At 56.2% G+C, this 23525-nt stretch carries 13 protein-coding genes and 1 tRNA gene; 10 read left to right on the forward strand and 4 right to left on the reverse strand.

Annotated features, from left to right (window positions below):
- Positions 1–66: 66 nt before the first annotated feature.
- Positions 67–2826 (forward strand): DUF349 domain-containing protein, encoded by a 2760-nt coding sequence (locus G565_RS0114630; protein WP_028671570.1) that lies wholly within the window; start codon positions 67–69, stop codon positions 2824–2826.
- Between the two features lie 163 nt (positions 2827–2989).
- A tRNA-Met gene (locus G565_RS0114635) sits at positions 2990–3066 on the forward strand.
- Between the two features lie 286 nt (positions 3067–3352).
- Here G565_RS0114635 and gntR read toward each other — a convergent pair.
- On the reverse strand, positions 3353–4348 hold the full coding sequence (gntR, locus tag G565_RS0114640) for a gluconate operon transcriptional repressor GntR (protein ID WP_028671571.1): 996 nt from the start codon (positions 4346–4348) through the stop codon (positions 3353–3355).
- Positions 4349–4756: 408 nt separating this feature from the next.
- Between gntR and cspE the strand changes: the two genes are divergently transcribed.
- Both cspE and G565_RS0114650 read left to right on the forward strand, forming a co-directional pair.
- Positions 4757–4963: a transcription antiterminator/RNA stability regulator CspE gene (gene cspE / locus G565_RS0114645; RefSeq protein ID WP_028671572.1), complete on the forward strand. Its 207-nt coding sequence runs from the start codon at positions 4757–4759 to the stop codon at positions 4961–4963.
- A 341-nt stretch (positions 4964–5304) separates the two neighbouring features.
- Entirely contained in the window at positions 5305–7167 is a 1863-nt protein-coding gene (locus tag G565_RS0114650) for a sensor domain-containing phosphodiesterase (protein WP_051207973.1), read from the forward strand.
- A 5-nt stretch (positions 7168–7172) separates the two neighbouring features.
- On the opposite strand, the gene G565_RS0114655 is transcribed toward G565_RS0114650, so the two are convergent.
- Both G565_RS0114655 and G565_RS0114660 read right to left on the reverse strand, forming a co-directional pair.
- Positions 7173–8090 carry a transglutaminase family protein gene (locus tag G565_RS0114655; protein ID WP_028671574.1) on the reverse strand — a complete coding sequence of 306 codons (918 nt, stop codon included), beginning with the start codon at positions 8088–8090 and terminating at the stop codon, positions 7173–7175.
- Entirely contained in the window at positions 8087–10702 is a 2616-nt protein-coding gene (locus G565_RS0114660) for a circularly permuted type 2 ATP-grasp protein (RefSeq protein WP_028671575.1), read from the reverse strand. Before G565_RS0114660 ends, G565_RS0114655 begins: the two co-directional genes overlap by 4 nt.
- Positions 10703–10839: 137 nt before the next feature.
- On the opposite strand from G565_RS0114660, the gene G565_RS0114670 reads away from it, so the two are divergent.
- The 6 genes from G565_RS0114670 to G565_RS0114695 all read left to right on the forward strand — a co-directional run bounded on the left by G565_RS0114670 (position 10840) and on the right by G565_RS0114695 (position 20821).
- The gene (locus G565_RS0114670; protein ID WP_028671576.1) at positions 10840–11925 is read left to right on the forward strand and encodes a zinc-binding metallopeptidase family protein; all 1086 of its coding nucleotides are present in this window, start codon (positions 10840–10842) and stop codon (positions 11923–11925) included.
- A 40-nt stretch (positions 11926–11965) separates the two neighbouring features.
- Positions 11966–15331, forward strand: a complete 3366-nt coding sequence (locus G565_RS0114675) for a transglutaminase family protein (protein ID WP_028671577.1) — start codon at positions 11966–11968, stop codon at positions 15329–15331.
- Between the two features lie 26 nt (positions 15332–15357).
- The gene (locus G565_RS0114680; protein ID WP_028671578.1) at positions 15358–16809 is read left to right on the forward strand and encodes a circularly permuted type 2 ATP-grasp protein; all 1452 of its coding nucleotides are present in this window, start codon (positions 15358–15360) and stop codon (positions 16807–16809) included.
- A gap of 46 nt (positions 16810–16855) precedes the next feature.
- Positions 16856–17827 carry an alpha-E domain-containing protein gene (locus G565_RS0114685; protein ID WP_028671579.1) on the forward strand — a complete coding sequence of 324 codons (972 nt, stop codon included), beginning with the start codon at positions 16856–16858 and terminating at the stop codon, positions 17825–17827.
- A gap of 232 nt (positions 17828–18059) precedes the next feature.
- Complete coding sequence (locus G565_RS0114690; protein ID WP_051207975.1) at positions 18060–19076, forward strand: adenosine deaminase; 1017 nt, start codon at positions 18060–18062, stop codon at positions 19074–19076.
- 80 nt (positions 19077–19156) lie between these two features.
- Positions 19157–20821 (forward strand): GMC family oxidoreductase, encoded by a 1665-nt coding sequence (locus G565_RS0114695; protein ID WP_028671581.1) that lies wholly within the window; start codon positions 19157–19159, stop codon positions 20819–20821.
- A gap of 10 nt (positions 20822–20831) precedes the next feature.
- Here the strand turns inward: G565_RS0114695 and G565_RS24315 are convergent, their stop codons facing one another.
- Positions 20832–23381 carry a mechanosensitive ion channel domain-containing protein gene (locus G565_RS24315; protein ID WP_051207976.1) on the reverse strand — a complete coding sequence of 850 codons (2550 nt, stop codon included), beginning with the start codon at positions 23379–23381 and terminating at the stop codon, positions 20832–20834.
- Between the last annotated feature and the right edge of the window lie 144 nt (positions 23382–23525).

Consider the following 23525-nt stretch of genomic DNA (forward strand, 5'->3'; position numbering starts at 1 on the left):
GGGCGTTTCCGGCACGGTGAACTCGCGTTCCCGGCCTGGCTTAGTGGCAATCAGGGAGATCGTTTCATGGTGCTCAGCAAATTCTTTGGTAAAAAAACCACCCCCGCAAAACCCGCCTCGACAACCCCGGGGCGTCGACGCGTCGACCCCCCCGCGGCGGGCATGGAGCAGTGGCTTGGTCAGGTACAGGCCTCTGACCCGAAGCAACGCAAGGAGGCGATGGTTGAACTGGCCAGGGCCATGGATACCGGCCAACTGACCATGGAACATCGCCAGCAGATGCCCGCGGCCGAACAGCTGGCTCTGAGCCTGCATGTTGAATCGCCATTGTCTGACGTCAGCGAAGCGCTTTGGGTGGAGGTCGCGTGCTATGGCTTTTCGGCTCGGGTTCGGATTGCCGCCGCTGAAAATGTGACTGGTATTGAAGCTCTGGAGCAACTGCTGAAGCACGCCAAAGGGCGGGATAAAGCCGTTTATCGGCTGGTTAAAACCCAGTTGGAAGAACACAAGCAGGCGCACCAGGCATTGCAAGCCAGGGAGGACCACACCCGTCGGCTGGTTGAACAACTGGAACGTCATGCAAAAGCCCCTGTAGACCCGCTCTACAGTGGCAAGTTACGAGCGCTTCAGGAGCAATGGTCGCAGAACAGCCCATACGCTGATGATGCCCTGACCGGGCGCTGGCAGCAGGCTATTCTGGATGCCGAGGCCAGACGTCCAGTGGTGCCTGATACGGTGGATCATGAAGCGCCTGCGCCCGAAACTGACCAGGCACTTCAGGAAGCGGCCGACGCCCGGGAAACAGACGATGACATCGAGGCGGATGTCGACATTCAGCCGGAAAGCGAACAAGCCGTGCACGACCCGGTGCGGACTCAACTTATTCAACATCTGTGGCAGGATCTAAAAGACCGTCTTGATCAGTCGGATATTGACCCGACCCAGGTGCGTGAGGCCATGCTGTATTTGACCGAGCAACAGCACCACTGGCGACAGACCGAGCAATTGCAGCCTGCCAATCGAGAGGAGGAGCGCGCTTTTCATCAGCTTTGCACCACCTATGAAACGTCACTGAATACCCTGGCACGCCTGATAGATCGTCATGGCCCTCTGGGGCAATGGCTGCCCGCCATAGAGGCAGACCCGGCAGGGCATGATGCGCTCGCTCATGGTCTGGATGAATGGCTGCACAGCCTGGACTGGCCGCAGGGAGAGCCGGAACCGGAAATTAAGCCCAGGGTGGAGCGGGCAGTTCAGATGCATCACGACCAACTGGCCGAGCATCGTAAACAGGGCATTCAGGCGGTACGTCAGGCACGTGGGTTGATTCAGCGCTGTCAGGGGGCGGTTAATGATGGTCACCTGAAACGCGCATCAGGCCTGTTGCAGGGGGTCCGAGATGCGGTAGTGAACCTGAAACCGGAAGAGCACCATGGGCTGTTCCGTCAGTTCGAGGAGACCGAGCAGGCCGTTGAGAAGCTGCGCGACTGGCAGAGCTTCGCGGTATTACCCAAAAAAGAAGCCCTGATAGAGCGAATGCGTCACCTGCTCGGGCAGTCGTTGCCACCAGAGGATCGCGCCCGACAGATCCGCGAGATGCAGGATGAATGGCGGATGCTCAGCCGGGGGCTGCAAAGCCAGCATCAGGAATTGTGGGAAGCATTCCACGACTTGGCGCAGAAAGCCTATGAACCCTGCAAGGTCTTTTTCGAAGAACAGGGCAAGCTAAGGACGTTGAATTTGCACCAGCGCCAAGCGCTGGCAGAGCAGTTGGGGCAATACGAGCAGTTGATTAAGAGCAAGGGGCTTGACTTAAAAGAGCTTGATCGCGTGCTGACGCTGGCCCGCAATGACTGGCGCCGGTTCTCACCGGTAGATCGGGCCGCCAACAAGTCAGTTCAGGCCGAGTTCAATGCCGTGTTCCAACGATTGCGCGACCGGCTGCAAGATGAACAGCAAGTCTTTCGCGAAGCCAAGTTGGCTATTATTGAGCAAGCCCGGGCCTTGCTGGATGAACCCGATTCGCGCCAGGCAACGGATACAGCCAAGCAACTGCAGCGCGACTGGCAGCAGGCCGGGCATCTGGCGCGGCGTGATGAACAGGCCCTGTGGAAATCGTTCCGGGCTATCTGTGATGAACTCTTCGCCCGTCGGGAAGCGGCAGCTGACGCCTTTAAAGCTGACCTGAATGCCCACAAGGCTCAGGCTGACGCCATTCTGGCGGGAATGGAGGCTTTATTGGCGGAACACGACCCGCTGGCGGCGAAAGAGCGGTTTGATGATCTAAAACGTCAGTACAGTGATCTGGGTACGCTACCCAAGGCCGACTATAAAAAACTGCAGGATCGCTTTGAGCGCTTCAACCAGGATTTCCAGTCCCGGCGTAAAGACATCAAAGCCCAGCAGCAGGATCAGCACTGGCAAGCCTTGTTCAACTGGAATCGACATGCCCGTTTTGAGTGTGACTCGGCCGATGCGGCACAACTGCAGTGGCAGGCGTTGGATAAAATCCCTGCGCCAGCATCGAAGTTAGTGTCGTCGTTGCCACAATGGCAGGCGCCTGTTCCAGAAGACGAGCCGCTGCGCCGTAAAACCGTCGAGCTTGAAATACTGGCCCGGTCCGATACACCGGAAGACGATAAAACTTTGCGCATGGCATTGCAGGTGCAGCGCCTGACCGATGGTTTGGGTCAGCAAGTGAGCCAAAGTGACGTTGACCAGGCCGTTGTTGCCTGGCTTGCGACCCCGGCTCGGGATAAAGCGCAATTCGATGCCTTGCTGGCACGGATGAAACAGGCTAGGCGGGACTGGATGATGTCGGTTTGACAGAAAAAACTGAAAAAAATCATAAAGTTAGTTGACAGTCACCGGGGTCGTCATTAATATGCGTCCCCGTTGAGAGGCAATGACCGAACGGTCAGCAAAGCAGGGTAACCGAACCAGAATCGGGTGCCCGGTTTCGAAGAGAAACACTCTCTAAACAAGTTATTGCGGGGTGGAGCAGTCTGGTAGCTCGTCGGGCTCATAACCCGAAGGTCGTAGGTTCAAATCCTGCCCCCGCTACCATATTTTAAAAGCCCGATCATAAATGATCGGGCTTTTTTTATGTCTCATGGAAAAACAGCGGTCTGGCGGCTCCACTGGGCTCATCACCCGAAGGCGCTGGCCGGTTAAATCCCGCCTCCCGTTACCAAGCAGTAAACACTCGCACAGCAATGTTCGTTTTTATTTGTGTTTGGGGAAATAGATGCCTGGTCCTCGTGGGGTTCTTTGTGACTGACACAAACGCGGCCCGGATACTATGCCTGGTTGATAGCCTGTGCACCGTATTGGGAGATGCGACAGTGTCGACTTAAAGCGTTCCGCCGGTTTCGATCCGGTAGCCCAGGTCTATGACCGGCTCACCACCGGGTCCGCCCTGTATGCGTGCCAGCAGTTCAGTTGCGGCACGCTCGCCAATAGCTTCACGGGGCGTGACAACGCTGGCCAGGCGCGGGGCCATTACCTGACCAACGTCATGACCGTGAAAGCCTGCGATGGCCATGTCTTGCGGTACACGAAGCTGTTGGCGTAGGCACTCGAAATAGGCACCAATGGCGACATCATCGTTGGTGCAGAACAGACCGTCGGCCTGGGAGTAGTTGGACGTTATCTCACGCAACAGGGCTGCACCAACGCTGAACGATGAGCGCTGCGAGCTCTGCAGTGTCTTAGGGGTCAGGCCATGCTCGAGCATGGCTTTGTTATAACCCTCCTGTCGCTGCAGTGTGCGGGCGTCCATGCGCACGGCGAGGTAAAGGATTTTTCGGCGGCCCGCTTTTATCATGGCGCAAACCATGTCGTATGCAGCAACGACGTTGTCGTAGCCAACGGCCTGATGCAAGGGGGCGCTGTGAGTGTCCATGATTTCAATCGTGGGTATACCTGCTGTTTCGAGCATACGCAGGCTGCGGTTGGTATGCTGGTTTTCCGAGAGTATGACGCCATCAACATTGTACGACAGCAGCGACGATAGGCTTATTTCTTCCATTTCCATGCTATAGCCATAGTGCGCCAGCATCAGATGGTAGCCTCGGGGTTCAGTGACCGACTCGATCCCTTTGATGACATCCGCGAATACCAGGTTGGTTAAAGACGGAACCAGTACGCCAATGGCCCGGCTGGTAGATTTCGACAAAATATCGGGTCCGCGGTTGGGTATGTACCCCAGCGTCTCGGCGACACGGAAAATGCGCGCTCGCAGCGCTTCAGATACAGTGTCCGGTTCGCGCAGACACCGACTCACCGTCATTTTAGTGGCGCCTACCTGGTCGGCGATATCCTGCAGTGTGGGTCGTCTCTTTTTCACGCTTTTCAAGCCTTAGCCCGTCGGTTCAATCAGCATCGAGCACCGATAATACACCCAATGCCCTGAATTACCGAAGGCTGTGCGGACATGGGTCCTGAGCTGGTTCCGGGTGGCGCCCCATCAACTGTGCATCGTGCTCTCAATTTTTTTCTCAATGTAAAGGCAATCAAATCAATCAGTTAGGACCAGCGTTCGAAATAAATGTGGTCAAGGGTTCAGAAACCTTTGACTTCATCTGTGGAATCTATATCCTTCGTTACAGCTTAAAAAGAAAGACGCTAGATAGTTTAATTGCTCCATGCCGGTTTAGTTATATTCCTGCCTTGAAGTTCTTAAGTACGTCGCTCCAATTTTTACGCTAAAAGAGCTCAATTTCGGGCACAATTGTTAATTGATAGGAAGATAACTATGTCTACAGTAACTGGTACAGTAAAGTGGTTTAACGAAGCAAAAGGTTTTGGTTTCATCGAGCAGGAAGGCGGCAAAGACGTTTTCGCTCATTTCAGCGCCATCACTGGTTCTGGCTTCAAAACCCTGACCGAAGGCCAAAAAGTTGAGTTCACCGTAACTCAAGGCCAGAAAGGTCCTCAAGCTGAGAACATCACCCCGTTGTAAGGGTTGATTGATTCGAAGAAGGGCTCTGCGTAAGCAGGGCCTTTTTTGTTTGTGCCTGACTAAAGAAGGCTTCACCTGAGGCTGGCAAGTCAGACTTTGTGTTAACGTTGTGCTTCCCACGGAAACTCGACAAAAGTCGTACACCCCCCATCCCCGCCAGACTTTGATTTTTTCAAGAAGTCTCGTACACTGTTTTAACCATCCCGTTACAATCTCCTCTGGGGTGAATATCGCCCATGAGTCGCGAAAGCGGACCCATTGAGCTACTGTAAGATCACTGTGAAGGCCTGTGTGCAGTAATGTCACCCCTTTAACCGTTTGAGTGAGAGGTCACCAGTTCGATGCTAAGCGAGACTGACCTAACCTGGAAATCCTTTCTGGAGATGATATCCAGTCTGTCTGCGCAGTTTGTTGCGACACCTCATCATAAAGTTGACAAGGTAATTCAACAGGCACTGGACCGGGTTGGTCGCTACTTTAACGCAGACAGAAGTTACCTTTTTCTGTTTACCGAGGATGGCCGACTTTGCAGTAACACCCATGAATGGTGTGCGGAAGGCGTCACTGAACAAATCGAAGGCTTGCAGAATCTTGAAGCCGACGTATTTCCGAATTGGTTGCGCTCTTTTAGTGAAGGTATGCCGGTTCACATCCCCCAGGTCAATGATATCCCCTCAGACAGTGTCGAATACGGCATCTTAGCGCATCAGGGTGTGCAGTCGGCATTGATGGTGCCAATGAATACCAAGGACGGGCTGTTTGGCATGTTTGGCCTCGACCTCGTGCGTACCCACAAGTCCTGGAGTGAGGATGAAATAGCGGCGATCCGGCTGTTGGCAGGCAATATTTGCAGTTTGTTGCAACGTCAGAAGGCTGAACAGAAAATTGACCGGCTGGCCTTTTTTGACACCCTGACCGGGCTTGCCAATCGATCTTTGATTCGCGAACGAATTCGCCAGAGTTTGCGCTCCAGTCAGCGGTCGTCGCTGTACAATGCACTGATTGTGATTGATCTTGATCGCTTCAAGTCACTCAATGAAGAATACGGGCATCATTGTGGTGATGAACTGCTGAGCCAGATGGCAGAGCGATTACGACGGTTTATTCCAGAAAGCGATTCACTGGCCCGGTTGGGAGACGACGAGTTTGCTGTCCTGGTCGATAGTGTATCGTCTGAACTTACCGATACTCTGACTCGTGTTAAAAAACTGTGCGAGACGCTCAATGAAGTCTGTACCGAACCCTATGAGGTCGAGGGGCAGCGAATACATCTGAGCATCAGCTTTGGTATCAGTATATTCGACGGCGATATCAAGGATGTCGAAGTGCCGCTGCGCCAGTCTGATATCGCCATTCGCCGGGCGAAAGCCTCTGGTGGCAATACCATTCGTTTTTACGATAATCACCTGGAAGTCTTGTCAGTTCAACGCACCAGTTTGCTGCACGACATGAGACAGGCCTTGTTGAACGACCAGTTCGAGTTGCACTACCAGGTGTTGGTCGATGCTGATCGCAAGCCGGTGGCCTGTGAAGCCCTGGTACGCTGGAACCACCCGGAACGTGGGTTGCTGCTGCCCGGTGTGTTCATCCCTTTTGCCGAAGAAAGTGGGATGATTGTTCGACTGGGGCGTAAAATTCTGAGCCTCGCGTGCGAACAGTTACAGATCTGGCAAGACGACCCGTTGTTGGGTCAGTTGCCAATGTCAGTCAACATCAGTATGAAACAATTCAGGGATCCGGGCTTTGCCAGCTTTGTTTCCAGCCTGGTCGATTTTCAACCTCAGCTCTGTCGTCAGTTAAAATTGGAAATTACCGAATCCCTGCTGGCGGTTAACCTTGATGACGTCATCATGACCATGGATAAACTGGTGGCACTGGGACTGACCTTTTCTCTCGATGACTTCGGCACAGGTTATTCCTCGCTGTCTTACCTGCGCAGTTTGCCGTTGTCTCAATTGAAGATTGACCGCAGTTTTGTTCAGGAGGTTGCCGAACAGGCTCAATCCCGGGCTATTGCCCAAACCATTCTCACCCTTGGTTCAAACCTGGGGCTTGATGTCGTCGCTGAAGGTGTGGAGACAACGGAGCAAAGAGCTGAACTGGTGGCGATGGGATGCCAGATTTTTCAGGGGTATCTTTTTTCCAGACCTGTCCCCGCAGCTGAGTTTGAAGCCCAGGTACGGTCTGGCATTATCATCGATTGAGTGGGTTACGACTCTGTTGATTGTTGGGCCAGCGGTATTACATCCACTTCGACGGTTAACTCGTGCGCACCCCCGCCATTCATGACCCCTCGCAGTGGGGTAACATCACCGTAGTCGCGTCCCCAGGCCAGCGTCAGGTACTGTTCACTGGGCAGGCTGCCGTTGGTCGGGTCGATGTCGAGCCAGCCCCAGTTTGGGATGAAGACGCTCAGCCAGGCGTGGCTGGCATCGGCGCCGACTCGTTTTTCCTGCCCGGGGGGCGGCAACGTTTCCAGGTAACCGCTCACATAACGGGCAGCCAGGCCAACCGAACGCAGGGCGCCGATGGCAAGGTGGGCAAAGTCCTGGCATACGCCCTTGCGATCACTCAAGACATCATCGAGCGGCGTGGCCAGCGTGCTGTATTCAGGGTCGTAGCTGAATTCGCGGTAGATTCTCTGGTTGAGAGCCAGCACCGAATCACATAAGGATCGATGGGGCGAGAAACAATCCAGTGCGAAGACTCTCAGTGCCTCGCTGCGGTGAATGAAGGGCGAGTTCAGGGTGAACAGTCGCGCGTCTAGAATGTCCGGTTCTATGGGCACCGCGCTGGTGCCTCCATTCGGTGCGAGTTTGTCCACCACCGCCTCCCAGGCGACATGAACGTCGTCTCCGCTGGGGTCTGACCGTTTCTGTGTCGTGACCAGACTGCGAACGGTTACTTCCAGGCTGTCGTGGATATCCTGGATCGCAAAATAGACCAGGCGGTTGCCGAAAAAATCGTGCCGTTCATGCTGACGCAGTGGGGTGGGAGAAATCGATAATCGGGTGTTTTTGCACTGCTGAAAGTCTAGATCCCGGGGCAGCAGGCGTGCCTCATTGTGGCTAAGAGTTACCGGGCTGCTGTATTCGTAATGAGTGGTGTGTCGCAGTTGGTACTTCATGAGTCAGACCCTTGCAGGGTGACCAGTTGTTTGGGTGTTTCTGCATGACTGAAGTGACTGTGCGAAACGGCATCGGACAAGGCATACAGCGGGGTCAGTAACTGGTCGAGCAGGTTTTCCAGAGCAGCCTGTGCCTTGGTTGAGTTTTCCAGGTCAGTGAGCGAATCCAGGTCGACCAGATGCAAATGGCTGGTCGCCTGAATAATCAACCGGGTTTCCTGGCTGCGAAACGGGGTGGTTTCGGGGCGGGGTAGATGCTCGATCTGAGTTTCCAGTCGTTTGAGCATATAGCCAACCGAGCGAGGGTTGGTTTCATCAAACAGCAGCAAGTCCAGAATAGCCGCCGGATACAGCTGTGATCGATAGCGCCGGCGATAGACCGTTAAATTGTCGGTTGTGGCCAGCACGGTTTCCCACAGGTCTGTGCCGGGTCGGCTGGCGCTGATCATTGCCAGCTTCAACAGTTCCAGGCTGGCGATGCAGCGTTCGGTGATGCGACCGATGTCCATAAAACGCCAGCCGTAGTGGTGCGGCATGGTTTCATTACAGAGACCAAAAAAAGCAGCCAATAGGGTGATGATGTCTTCGAGCTTGCGCTGGCCAGCGTTGGCTCCCTGAGTGCCTGGCAGGTCGCTGAATGTCTGGTGCAGGGTGTTGATGGTGCGCCAGGCGTCGTCTCCGAGGTGATCGCGCACGGCACGGCTGTTGCGCAGCATGGCGTGAAACATACTGGGCAGCGCTTCTTCTTCCGTGTTTTGAAACAGACCCAGCAGACTCTTGCGCAAGCACATAAATTGTTCGACTGCAGCCGGTTGCTCTCCCGCTATGGTGTCTGCCGGGTCGGTATCCGGGGCGAGGGATTCCGGTAGCTCCAGTTTCAGCGCGGTAAACAGGTCGGGTAGCAGAGTATCGACCAGTCGAAGCTGGCCTTCTTCGATCAGGCTGGTCAGTGATTCACGCATCAGCCGGGAGCGATTATCCAGGCGTTCCCCGTAGCGACCGATCCAGAACAGACTTTCGGCCACCCGGCTCGGCAAATCCATGCCGTCACGGGTTACCAGAATGGGCCCTTTGGCACGCTGCAGCAGGCTGACATGGGGCTGAGCGACGGGCGAGAGCACCCAAATATCCTTGACGATTGCGCTTTCCATGACCGGAGTGCCGGGGTCGGCGACCCAGGCCAATCCACCAGGCATGATGCGATGCTGACGAATGTCCGGCCCGGCGTTGCCTTCGCCGGGGTCCGCCAGAGCAAAAAACCGCAAACAGACGGGCTGCGGAGTCACCTTATTGTCTTTCAGGTTGTAACTTGGCGAGGAAGCTGGCTTTAACGGTTGTTCCGCCACATAAAGATGGGGGGCCTGCAGGATCGACTGGCGCAAGCTTGCCTGTGCCTCGGGCGTCAGTGTTCCCGGGCTGATGGTTTGTGAAACATCGTTTACGGCCCGAATCTGCCAGGCGTTCAAGTCTTCCAGAACGGTGTTCATGTACCCCGGTGCACCGCACCAGAGAACGTCCCGGCCCGCCAGTTGCAATGGTTCACCGAGCAGGTACTGGCACAGCCCTGGCAGAAAGGCGGCCAGGGCTGGGTGTTCCAAAACGCCAACGCCCAAACTGTTGGCTATCGCAACCTCACCGCGCCGGGCCGCTTGCAATAGCCCCGGGACGCCCAGCAGCGAATCGCCACGCAGTTCCAGCGGATCGCACCAGGGGTCGGTGACTTGCCGGACGATGACATCCACCGCTTTCAAGCCACCGAGCGTACGCATCGATACCTGGCCATCGCGTACCACCAGGTCACCGCCCTCGACCAGCGAAAAATTCATGTAATTGGCGAGCCAGGCATGTTCAAAATAGCCCGAGCTGCCGGGCCCGGGCGTAAACAGGACAATGTTCGGGTTTTCTCGCCGATGCGGTGCCAGTTCTGACAAACAACGATGGTAGGCCTGCAGAAAACCGGCAAGACGACTCAACGGGGCATCCCGATATAGGCGGGACAGGGCACGCGAGAGGATGATGCGGTTTTCCAGGGAATACCCGACGCCAGAGGCGGCCTGGGTCCAGTCACCGAGAACCCGCCATTCGCCCTGCTCATTGCGCATCACATCCATGCCCTGAAATATGACACGGGGGCGCTCGTACAGATTACCGCTGTCTGCAGCCGGAAACAGCCAGCCCGGGTGGGTGTAGACCAGTTCAGGGGGCAATATCCCGTCGCTTAGAACGCGGCGCTCTCCGTACAGGTCCGCCACCAGGCATTCCAGCAACCGGGCACGCTGTTTGAGCCCCTGTTCCAGCATGGTCCAGCTTTGCGGGCTGATCACGTAGGGGATGGGGTCCAGTTGCCAGGAGCGCATCTTGCGCACGTCATCTTCATAGACGTTGAAGGTCACCCCGTTTTCATACAAGAGGTTCTGAGCTTCCAGGGTGCGCTGTTGCAAGCCGTCGAGGCCCAGCTCATCCAATTCCTCGACCAGGGGTTGCCAGCGCGCCCGAAACTGTCCTTCCCGGGTAACCAGGTCGTCGTATTGGTGAGTGCCCTGTGGCCTTGCCGCCTGGTAGTCGGTTAACAGCTGGTTCAACAAGGGACTTGGCTGGGCTGGATTGCGCATGATCGGTTTTGGTCCGCCGGGCGATCGGGAAGATGTGAGTCGGGTTTACGGGGCGACGCTCCGAAACCGCTTGAGTCTGGGTGGTAAACGCTATATCAATGAATGATAAACCAACGGCACCCGACTGAGTACATTATATGCAATTGTTCCGGTGCGAATCCTGTGGCCATCGGGTGTATTTCGAGAATACCCAGTGCAATCAATGCGGAGCGGTTCTCGGCTTCGATCCCGATCACCTGAGCATGGCAGCTATCAGACCTCTGGGCGATGACCGCTGGCAGTCGGTGGCGACCGGCCAGCACAGTGACACCCTGTATCGCCAGTGCGGCAATTACAGTCGTCATGAAGTGTGTAATTGGCTGCTGCCAGACACGTCTCAGCAGGGTTTTTGCGTCGCCTGCCGACTCAATCAGACCATTCCCGACCTGAGTGTCGGTACCAACAAAACCCTCTGGGGCCGGCTTGAAGCCGAGAAACGTCGCCTGGTTTACAGTCTGTTGAAACTGAACTTGCCGCTCACGGCGAAAGCGGATGAACAGCAAGGTCTGGCCTTCCGGTTTCTGGCCGATACTGCGCCCCAGTTCAATGAAAGCGGACGGGTAATGACGGGCCATGAAGACGGCGTTATCACCTTGAACATCGCTGAGGCCGACCCAGTAGCGCGCGAGGCAATGCGCAGCCAGATGGCGGAACCCTACCGCACCATGTTGGGGCACTTCCGGCACGAATCCGGGCATTACTACTGGGATCGTCTGATCTGGAACAGCGCCTGGCTTGAGGAATTCAGGCAGTGTTTTGGCGACGAACGCCAGGATTATGGACTGGCACTGGAGGCACTGTACAGTCAGGGCCCGGCGGCAAACTGGCAGGATAACCACGTCAGCGCCTACGCCAGTGCTCACCCCTGGGAAGACTGGGCCGAGACCTGGGCGCATTATCTGCACATGACAGACACTCTTGAAACCGCTTATCAGTTCGGGCTAAGCCTGCACCCCAGGGTGACCGAAGACTCTGACAAGAACATCGAACAGCACTTCAATCCTTATTTTGATACCCGGATCGACAGCCTATTGGAGCACTGGCTGCCACTGACCTATGCTTTGAACAGCCTGAACAGAAGCATGGGGCATGGCGATCTGTATCCGTTCGTGCTCTCACCCGGTGCGGTGCGCAAGCTTGGTTTGGTGCACGATGTTATTCACGGTGCGCCGCTGGTGGCGTAGCAATTGCTTTAACAAACTCATACCCACAAGGATTGGAATCATGACCCTTCGCGTTGCGCTCAAGCATTCCACCCGCTACGCCTTTGACCGGTCTGTTGCGCTCAGTCCGCATCTGATCCGGCTAAAGCCTGCGCCGCATTGCCGGACGCCGATTGATGCCTACTCGCTGAACATAAGCGGTGGACCCCACTTTATCAACTGGCAGCAAGACCCGTTTGGCAATCACATGGCCCGTGTTGTATTCCCCGAGAAAGTTCGCTTTTTGCAGGTGGATGTTGAGCTCATTGTGCCGATGACGGTGATCAACCCTTTCGACTTTTTTCTGGAAGAGTACGCCGAGCAGTTTCCCTTTACTTACCCGGCCGCCTTGAAAAAAGAACTGACGCCTTACTTCGAAGTCACTGAAAATGGCCCCCTGCTGACACAATGGCTGGCCGGTGTCGCCGCCGACAAACGACCCACCGCTGATTTTCTGGTGAGCATTAACCAGCGCCTGCAACAGGATATTGAGTACCTGGTTCGAATGGAGCCGGGGGTGCAGAGTTCAGAAGTAACCCTGGATTTAAAGCGTGGATCATGCCGGGACTCTTCCTGGTTGTTGGTGCAGATCTTCCGGCATCTGGGGCTCGCTGCACGCTTTGTCTCCGGTTATCTGATCCAACTGACGGCCGACCAGAAAGCGCTCGATGGTCCCTCAGGCACTGAAGTTGATTTTACCGATCTGCATGCCTGGGCCGAAGTATTCATTCCCGGCGCGGGTTGGATTGGCCTCGACCCGACCTCGGGACTGTTTGCCGGGGAAGGTCATATTCCGCTGGCGGCAGCACCGGAGCCGACCAGCGCCGCGCCGATTTCAGGAACCAGTGACAAGAGCGACGTCGATTTTCATTTTTCGATGAGTGTGACGCGCATACACGAAGATCCCAGAGTGACCCGGCCTTACAGCGAGGAACAATGGCAGAGCATTCTGACGCTGGGTGATCAGGTCGATGACCAGTTGAATGCCCAGGATCTGCGTTTGACCATGGGCGGTGAGCCTACCTTTGTGTCCGTCGATGATATGGACGCGCCAGAGTGGACCATCGCGGCACTCGGTGACAACAAGCGGCGCTTGTCTGAAACCTTGCTGCACAAGCTCCGTGCCGAGTTCGCACCGGGCAGCCTGGTGCATTACCAGCAGGGCAAGTGGTACCCCGGTGAGCCATTGCCGCGCTGGGCACTGGCCTGTTACTGGCGTAAAGACGGAAAGGCGCTCTGGCTCAATGAACGTTTGCTGAGTACCTTCGATGAAGCGGCAACCGGGGGTGAAAAAAGCAAGCGCAAGCCCGTCACAATAGAGACTGCTCAGGCTTTTGCTGCACTGGTTGCCAATCGCCTCGGGGTGCGCGACCGCTTTTTGATTCCGGGTTATGAAGACGCCTACCATTATTTGATGCAGGAAGCAGAGCAACCGTCGGATGTCGATCTGAGCACGGAAAACCTGAAAGACAGCGATAATCGCCGTCGACTGATCCGCTTGTTGCAACGGGGGCTGGATGACATTACCGGCTACGTATTGCCGCTTGGCCGCGATGTGCGACGCGATCGCTGGCAGTCGAGCGAATGGCCGTTGCGCCGGGAGGCGCTCTATCTGATTCCGGGTGACTCGCCCATGGGCTTGCGTCTGCCGCTAGAGAGCCTGCCAGAAGCCAATCGCGCAGAGGAACACCAGCCACCCAGTGCCTTCGAACTGCGCCAGCCCCTGGCGGATATTCACGGCGAAGTGGCTGCACGCTATACCGAGTGGCAGGCGCAAAACCCGTCGCATCATCCGGTCAGCGAGCAACGGCTTGATCAGCCACCGGCGGACCGGTCTGACAATATCATTCACACGGCACTGTGCATTGAACCGAGAGACGACACCTTGTTCGTCTTTATGCCGCCCGTCGACAAACTAGAGCACTACATTGACTTGCTCGCCAGCGTTGAACAGTCGGCGGCCGAGCTCAATATTTCCGTGGGCATTGAAGGCTATCCGCCGCCGTCAGACCCGCGCCTTGAGAAATTCATGATCACCCCGGACCCGGGCGTGATTGAAGTCAACATCATGCCGGCCAGCAACTGGCCCGATGTCGTGCGCGTTACCGAAACCATTTACGAAGCAGCCCGTCAAAGCAGACTGGGGGCCGATAAGTTTATGCTTGACGGCCGCCATACCGGCACCGGTGGAGGCAACCACGTCACCCTGGGCGGGGCCACGCCGACCGACTCGCCGTTCCTGCGCCGGCCCGATCTGCTCGCCAGTATGATTACCTACTGGCAGCATCATCCGGCACTGTCTTATCTGTTTACTGGCATGTTTATGGGCCCGACCAGTCAGGCACCGCGCATCGATGAGGCCCGGCACGAAGCCTTGTATGAACTGGAAGTTGCCTTGCAGCAGATGCCGCCGGGCGAAGTGCCACAGCCCTGGCTGGTGGACCGCCTGTTGCGTAATCTATTGACCGACATCACCGGTAATACGCACCGCGCTGAATTCTGCATCGATAAACTGTACTCGCCAGACAGTGCCACCGGCCGACTAGGCCTGGTTGAATTGCGCGGCTTCGAGATGCCGCCGCACGCGCGCATGAGTGTGATGCAGCAGTTGCTGATTCGTGCGCTGGTCGCCCGTTTTGCGGCCGACCCTTACCGCAAGCCACTGGTCAGGTGGGGCACGGCGCTGCACGATCGCTGGTTACTGCCGCACTATTTATGGGCCGACATGCTCGACATTCTCAGCGACCTGCGTGACCACGGTTTCGATTTTGATCCGGACTGGCTGGCGCCGTTTCTGGAATTTCGTTTTCCGCATTACGGTCAGGTGCAATACGATCAGATTACGCTGGAATTGCGCCAGGCCATCGAGCCCTGGAATGTGCTCGGAGAAGAAGTCAGTGGCGGCGGTACCGCACGTTATGTCGACTCTTCGGTAGAGCGGTTGCAGGTCAAGGTTAGCGGCATGATACCCGAGCGACACGTGTTGACCTGCAATGGCCGACCCGTGCCATTGCACACGACTGGAACTCAGGGAGAAGCCGTCGCTGGCGTGCGTTTCCGGGCCTGGCAGCCACCTTCGGCACTGCACCCGATGATTCCAGTCCACGCACCGCTGGTGTTCGACATTGTGGATACCTGGAACGACCGCTCGCTGGGCGGTTGCACCTACCATGTGTCCCATCCGGCGGGCCGGAATTACGAACACTTCCCGGTCAATGCCAACGAAGCCGAAGCGCGTAGACTGGCCAGATTCTGGTCCCACGGCCATACACAGGGACCCTTGCCGGTGAGTACCGCAGTACCGCGCGGCGAATACCCTCATACCCTGGATATGCGTTTTGATCACCATCGCGAATCGGCGTTCCGTTCGAAGCTATCGGGTAACTGATACGGCGTGTATAGGAGACACAGTCAATGAGTAAAATAAATTGGTCGGAATACGCCTGCAAAGGGTTTTACGATGAACTGATTGCCCAGCCTGGCGTGCCGCATCCCGCTGCGAAAATGCTGTGCGATTACCTGGCCGAGCTTGGTGGCCGGGAACTGGCGGAATTGAAAAATGCCTCTGAAGTGGCCATTCAGGTGATGGGTATTACCTTTACGGTCTATTCGGAAGGCAACATGATTGATCGGGCCTGGCCGTTTGATATCGTCCCGCGCATTATCCCGCTGGACGAATGGCAGCGCACCGAAGCAGGTTTGAAGCAACGTGTCGAAGCGTTGAATATGTTCATCAACGATTTGTATCACGATCAGAAAATCATCAAAGACAAGGTTTTTCCGGCCGAGGTGCTGGCGCATTCAGCCAATTTCCGCAAGCAATGCGTAGGCATCAACCCGCCCAACAATATCTGGGCTCATATCTGTGGATCAGACCTGGTGCGCGACAAGGACGGCACGCTCTATGTGCTGGAAGATAACCTGCGGGTGCCTTCCGGTGTGTCTTACATGCTGGAAAACCGTAACGTCACCAAGCGCATTCTGCCCGAGCTGTTTGCAACGGGTAAAATTCAGCCGGTAGACGACTACACCGGCCAACTCTACGACATGCTCGCGTCGATGTCGCCGCGCCCGGGGGATGATCCGCAAATCGTCATCCTGACGCCGGGTATTTATAACTCTGCTTATTTCGAACATTCCTATCTCGCCCAGCAAATGGGTGTGGAGTTGGTCGAAGGCTCAGATTTAGTGGTCGATGATAACGATGTGGTTCACATGCTGACGGTTAACGGCCTGAAGCGGGTGGACGTCATATACCGACGCGTCGACGATTTGTTTCTGGATCCGGAGGTTTTTCACCCGGATTCTGCCCTGGGTGTGCCCGGCCTGATGCGTGCCTGGCGCAGTGGCAAGGTGGCGCTGGTTAATGCTCCGGGTGCCGGCGTTGCTGACGACAAGGTTGTCTATGCCTTTGTGCCGGAGATCATTCGGTATTATCTCGATCAGGAACCCTTGCTGGCTAACGTGCCAAGCTATCTGTGCATGCGCGAGGATGACCGTCGCTATGTGCTCGATCACTTGCATGAGCTGGTGGTCAAGCCCGCCAACGAATCGGGTGGCTATGGTATGTTGGTCGGCCCGCATTCGACCAAAAAGGAACGCGATACCTTTGCCAAATTAATTGAAGCCAACCCGCGAAATTACATGGCACAACCGACGCTGAAATTGTCGACCACGCCAACGCTGATTGACGATCAGCTGGAACCCCGGCATGTGGACCTGCGCCCCTTTATTTTGTCGGGCAAGGACAGTACCTATGTGACCACCGGTGGTTTGACACGGGTCGCGCTGACCAGGGGGTCACTGGTGGTTAACTCGTCTCAGGGTGGCGGCAGTAAAGACACCTGGATTGTGGATTTGAACTGATGTGTCCCGATGCCTATAGAGGCCAGGGACCAAAGCGAGGTGAATCATGCTTTCTCGTGTAGCTGAAAATATCTATTGGCTGGCTCGCTATCTTGAGCGTGCAGAAGACACGGCGCGACTGATCAACGTGACCAGTAATCTGTTGCTCGACTTTCCGAGGACTACCCGGCTGGACTGGGACTCACTGGTGACCATCACCGGTGCCGAAGCACTCTTTGATGAGCATTATGAAACACGCAACGCTGACAATGTCCTGAATTTTTTATGCGTCGATCTGAATTACTCGGGGTCGATTATTTCGTCTCTGGAGTCGGCTCGTGAGAACCTGCGTACGACGCGCGACATTATGCCGCGCGAAGTCTGGGAGGAGTTGAATACGCTCTACCTGGATACGCTGAAACAGGTCGAGGCGGGTATCACCTCGCGCAAGCGCGATGCCTTTATGAAACGGGTGATACGCAGCTGCCAGGCCATTAATGGTCTGATCGAAGGCTCTTTGAGTCACACCCAGGTGCATACGTTTCTGATGCTTGGTCGCAATCTGGAGCGCGCCGATATGACCACCCGCATCATTGATGTGCGCTCAGCCAACTTGCTGCCGCGCAGCCCGGATGACCTGACGCCGTTTGAGAATTTGCAGTGGATGAGTGTGTTGAAGTCCTTAACTGGTTATCAGATGTACCGCCAGCAGGTACGCTTGCGAGTGCGGGGGCCAGATGTGTTGCGTTTTCTGCTGCAGGACGAGTTTTTTCCACGGGCGGTGGCCAGTTGCCTTGGTCAGTTATCCTTTGAGTTGGAGGATCTGCCCCGCCACGAGGAGGTGCAGGCACAGGTGGATGATTTGCTGCCGCGTCTGGTCAATGCCAATATGGAGAAGATGGCACACACGCCGGACTTGCTGCATGACTTCGTCGACGACCTGCAAATTTCGTTCAATGAGTTGCACGAGGCCATTGCAGATCACTATTTCAGCGGCGAGTACCGTGGGCAATCCCAGAGCCAGTCAAGCGTTGCCTGAGTGGCTTACGTTGGGTTGGCCTTTTAGCCAGTAGTGCGTGCCAGGCACCGGGTGTGCTTATCCGGGGCCGGGCGGAATGCCGCCCACTCAACCCTTCCATGGGGCCTAGACCGCAACAACCATGTTGCGGACTTCCCCGGACAAGCACACCCGGCACCTGGCACTCGCTTCAGTGCAAAATCCGAAATTGCTATTGAGACCTACTGATAGAAAACTGATTGTGGATCGCATTATGAAAGCATCTCTGACCGAACTTGCCGTTCAGGCACCCAAAGTCGAATTGCACCTGCACATCGAAGGCAGCCTCGAACCGGAACAAATGTTCGAGCTGGCTGCACGCAATGGTATAAAATTGCCCTATGCCGATATCGAGGCGGTAAAACAGGCCTACCAGTTTGGTAATTTGCAGGAGTTTCTGGATCTGTATTACCAGGGCATGTCGGTTTTGCAGACCGAGCAGGATTTTTACGACCTGACCTTTGCCTATCTGAAACGCATTCAGGCCGACAATGTCGTTCATACGGAAGTCATGTTTGACCCCCAGGCGCATCTGGAGCGGGGCATTGCCTTTGACACCGTGTTGAACGGGATCGAACGGGCCTTGCAGCAGGGTGAGCGGGAGTTTGGCATCAGTTACCGGCTGATCATGTCGTTTCTGCGTCATTTGTCGGAAGAGAGTGCCTTTGAAACCCTGGCTCTGGCTGAACCCTACCTCGATCGAATTCACGCCGCCGGGCTCGATTCCGGCGAGAAAGGGCACCCGCCGGAGAAGTTTGAGCGGGTATTCGCCCGGTGTCGGGAGCTGGGGCTGAAGATTACCGTCCACGCTGGCGAGGAAGGCCCGCCGGAGTATGTGTGGCAGGCGATTGATCGGCTCAAGGTGGACCGGGTGGATCATGGTAACCGGGCGATGGAGGATCCGGCTTTGGTCCGGGCGCTGGTTGATCGTGGCTATACGCTGACGGTTTGCCCCTTGTCGAACCTTAAGCTCAGGGTTGTCGAGGATATGAGTCAGCATCCGATCGCCTCGATGCTCGAAGCTGGCCTGAAAGCCACGATCAATTCCGACGATCCGGCCTATTTTGGGGGCTACGTGAATGACAACTTCCGCGCCCTGATTGATCACCAGTTGATCGACCGCGACCAGTTGTACAGCTTGCTGGTCAACAGCTTTGACGGGGCGTGGATGGCGGATTCGGCGCGGGCAGGGTACTGGGCCAAGCTGGATGAGCTGTTCGCCCGGGGCTGATTGACGTCCTACTTTTTATCGATGGTTAATTTGCCAGTGGAGGCTAAGCTGGGCGCTACCAAAGCGCCCGGAGAGCGTTCATGTCACAGTCTTTAACGGTCGATGCCTACGACTACATTGTCGTCGGTGCCGGTACGGCCGGTTGCCTGCTGGCCAATCGGCTCAGTGCGGACCCGAACAACCGGGTTTTGCTGATCGAGGCCGGTGGTCGGGATAATTATCACTGGATTCACATTCCTGTTGGTTACCTCTATTGCATCAATAATCCCCGTACCGACTGGCTTTATCGAACCGAACCGGATCAGGGTCTGAATGGCCGGGCGCTGATTTATCCGCGCGGTAAAACCCTGGGCGGATGTTCCAGTATCAATGGCATGATCTACATGCGCGGTCAGGCGCGGGATTACAATGGCTGGGCCGAGTCGGTCGGCGATGATGCCTGGCGCTGGGAGAACTGTCTGCCTGATTTTAGGCGTCATGAAAACCATTACCGGCTGGATGCCGATGGCGATGCGGATGCCGCTCATGCCGACTTTCATGGCCATGGTGGTGAATGGCGCATTGAAAAGCAGCGCTTGAAGTGGCCGGTACTGGACGATTTTGCCGCTGCCATGGTGCAGGCGGGCATTCCCTACACCCGGGACTTTAACCGGGGCGACAATGAAGGTGTCGATTACTTTGAGGTTAACCAGCGTAAAGGCTGGCGCTGGAACACGGCCAAGGCGTTTTTGCGCGGCATCCGGCACCGGTCCAACCTGACGCTCTGGCATTCAACCCAGGTCATGAAACTGGCGGTTGAACGTGACCCTGACGGTCAGCCACGGTGTGTCGGTGTGGTGGTTGAACGGGAGGGTCAGGAGCGGGTAGCGCGGGCACGCTCTGAGGTTGTGCTGTCGGCCGGGGCCATTGGCTCGCCACAGTTGCTGCAGGTGTCGGGCATTGGCCCGGCCATTGTGTCGCAGTCGCACGGTATCGATGTGGTGAAGGATCTGCCCGGTGTTGGCGAGAACCTTCAGGATCATCTGCAAATCCGGTCGGTGTATCGGGTGAACCATGCCAAAACCCTGAACACCATGGCCAATTCCTGGTGGGGCAAGGCGCGCATCGGGCTCGACTATCTGCTGACCCGGTCGGGTCCGATGAGCATGGCTCCCTCACAATTGGGGGCGTTCACGCGCAGTTCACCCGAATACACGCATCCGAATCTCGAGTACCACGTCCAGCCGCTGAGTCTTGATGCGTTTGGTCAGCCGCTGCATCCGTATCCGGCGATCACCGCGAGTGTCTGCAACCTCAACCCGACCAGCCGGGGGCGGGTCCGGATTCGCAGCCATGATGCTCGCAAGGCACCCGCTATTTCTCCCCATTATTTGAGTTCTGAAGAAGACCGCAAGGTGGCCGCCGATTCATTACGGGTGACGCGTCTGATCGCCAGTCAGCCAGCTTTTGCCAGGTACCAGCCGCAAGAAATAAAGCCAGGCGCTGAATACCAGAGCGATGATGAACTGGTCAAGCTGGCTGGTGACATTGGCACCACCATTTTTCATCCGGTGGGCACGACTAAAATGGGTCCGGTTCAGGATCCATTGGCCGTCGTCGATGCCCACCTCAGGGTGTATGGCGTTGCCGGTTTGCGCGTTGTGGACGCCGGTATCATGCCGACCATTGTTAGCGGCAATACCAATTCACCGACGCTGATGATCGCCGAAAAAGCCGCCAACTGGATTCTGACCGCAGACGAATAACACCATGACATCAGCTGGCCTGAGGGGGCTGTCGGCTGACCAGTTTGTCCAGCCCCTCGCTGTTGCGCAAATGGATATCGACTTGTTGAAAGGCAATCTCAATGCCGGCAAGTTTAAATTCGCGGTCAATGTAACGATTGATTTCGTCGATGGAAGGGTTTCTGTCCTGCAGTTGTTTTACATGAATGCGCAGTTCATGATCAAGTGTGCTGGCACCAAAATTCAGAAACAGGACCTGGGGTTCCGGCTCACTCAATACGCGCGGGTTATCCCTGGCGGCATTGAGCAACAGGGTTCGCGTTTTATCGAGGTCTGAGCCATAGGCGACGCCGACCCGTACGATGACCCGGGTGACCGTGTCGGTTAGCGACCAGTTGATCAATTGGCCCGTGACAAAGGTTTTGTTGGGAACAATGATGTCTTTGCGGTCGAAGTCGGTAATGGTGGTTGCGCGGATACGAATCTGGCGAACCACGCCCGACAGATCGCCCAGCGTCACGATATCGCCTATGCGGATGGGGCGTTCAAACAGGATAATCAGCCCCGACACGAAGTTGGCAAAAATCTCCTGCAAGCCAAACCCAAGCCCCACGCTGAGTGCGGCCACCAGCCACTGCAGCTTGTCCCAGCTGACACCCAGGCTGGACAAAGCCAGTACCAGGCCGAAGCCGGTGATGATGTAGTTGAGTAGAGTGGTCATGGCGTAGGCACTGCCCTGGCGCAAACTGAGCCGGGATAACACCAGCATTTCCAGTAAGCCAGGCAGATTGGCCGCAAGAAAGAGTGACAGGGTGATGATGATAAAGAATGACGACAGATCGAACAGGCTCATGCTGCCCGGGGCCTCAGGCGTACCGTATTGCCAGATGACCAGAGAGTCGAGATAGCCAAACACACCCACCAGATCAGCCCACGCCCAATAGAGCAACCCGCCAAAGAAGGTCAGCAATAGAAAACGAACCAGTCGCTGGGTTTGTTGTTTCACTTGAAGCAGTTCTGCCGTTGGGTCGGGCAGCGGCTCCTGGATTTTCCCCGGGTCGCTCGCTCGCTGCGCTTCGCGTTGTTCGACCAGTTCTTTGTATTGCTCTTCACGCTGCTCGCGCAGGCGAGTACCCGACAGCTCAATCGCCCGGCGCACCGTCGCTTCGGCTATCGCCCAGCCACTGATGACATAGAATGTCGCCAGAAATCGACCGGTCAGTTGCAGGCTGGTGTAATAGAATCCCGCCAGGGTCAGAAATACGAGGCTCAGTGGCAGCAATACTAGAACCAGATTGAGAATCCAGCGGACACCGGGTGGCACAAAATCTAAGGGCAGTTGCCTTAACAGTCGACGGAAGAAATACGCCACCAAAGCACCAGCCAGTATCAGAATGACCGGGCCGACGATATCGGCGCTGAGGGACTCGCCCTGTTGTACCGCCAAAGTTAACGCAGCGCTGGTGGGCAGCAATACCCAGGCGAGCCGCCTGATAAATGTGCGGAGCGTTTTACGAGTTTTATCGGACCACTGAAAGTCGGTTTCAGCGATTTGGCCGGGTGCCAGGATGGCGCGTAAAAATTGGATCACAAACAAGCTCAGGGCGATGGCCGTGAAGGCGGGCCCAAGCACTATGCTGTTCGATGCTGACTGGCCAGAAAATAGATTGCCAATGGCCAGCAAGGCCAGACTGGCCGGTACTGTGAGCGCGGCTGTCAGTGCCAGAGCCTGCAGTGTGGACCAGGGGCTGGGCGTTGCGGTGAGTGGTTCAGCTCCGCTGGTCGCACCTTGAGGTTCTTCTTGCTGGCGCGCGTGTGGGTATGATCTTCCGGGCAGCAGTGTTGTCGCCAAGGCCGTTTTTAGCCGCGGGCGTAACCAGTACAGAGCCAAGGCGGGCAGGATGAGCAGGCACCCGAACCATCGCCAGAGTGACAGTCCGCCCGGGCTCAGATTCATTGATACCTGGCCAGGGAGGCGAGCCAGCTGTTGCTGCAATGCGCCGGGTGCGTTCGCAAACCAGGCAAGGCCAATGGCCGGATTGCTGGGTACCCAGAACAATTGCTCGGTAATACTGCTGCGCAGGCGTTCTGCTGTAGCCGTCAGTTCTAGTTGGGCGCGTTGCAGGCTAACACCTGTGGTGACCAGTTCCTGCAATTGGTCTTGCAGTTCAGACAGGCGCAGATCAGCCGGGTAAGCGCCTGGGTTGTCCTGGATCTCCCGCTGTTGCTGGGTCACCGTGAATTGCATGAGCCGGGTATCCGCGATCAGGTCTGACAGGCCGGGGTCAAATTCGAAATTGGGCAGGTTGGCATTCTGTTCCTGCAAAACGCGAAACACCTGACCGCTGCCTCTCAGTGCGACGATATGCTCGTTGAGCGCACTTTCATTGCCGAGCAAGCGGGTATGCTGACGCTGCACCTGCACCAGACGTTGATTCAGTCTGCCAGACTGTTCGCTGATCCGGTTCAATGCCTCCTGAATACGGTCACTGGTGTCGTATTCGGCCAGCACGGGTGTGCTGAACAGTAGGCTCAGGGTCAGCAGACAAAGCCCTGAACAATAGCGAAAACACGAAATCATTGATGGGTCCGAAACCGACAAATTGATCAGTCAGTCTAGCCTGATTTCGGGGAGCTTGTCTTGTGGCAAACGAAGGCGGTAGGTGTCACCAGGATAGTCGAACACCTGACAGCCATGTGCTTAAGGCGCCGGTTGTGTCCTAAC

Source organism: Saccharospirillum impatiens DSM 12546, assembly GCF_000423605.1.
GTDB classification, from domain to species: domain Bacteria; phylum Pseudomonadota; class Gammaproteobacteria; order Pseudomonadales; family Natronospirillaceae; genus Saccharospirillum; species Saccharospirillum impatiens.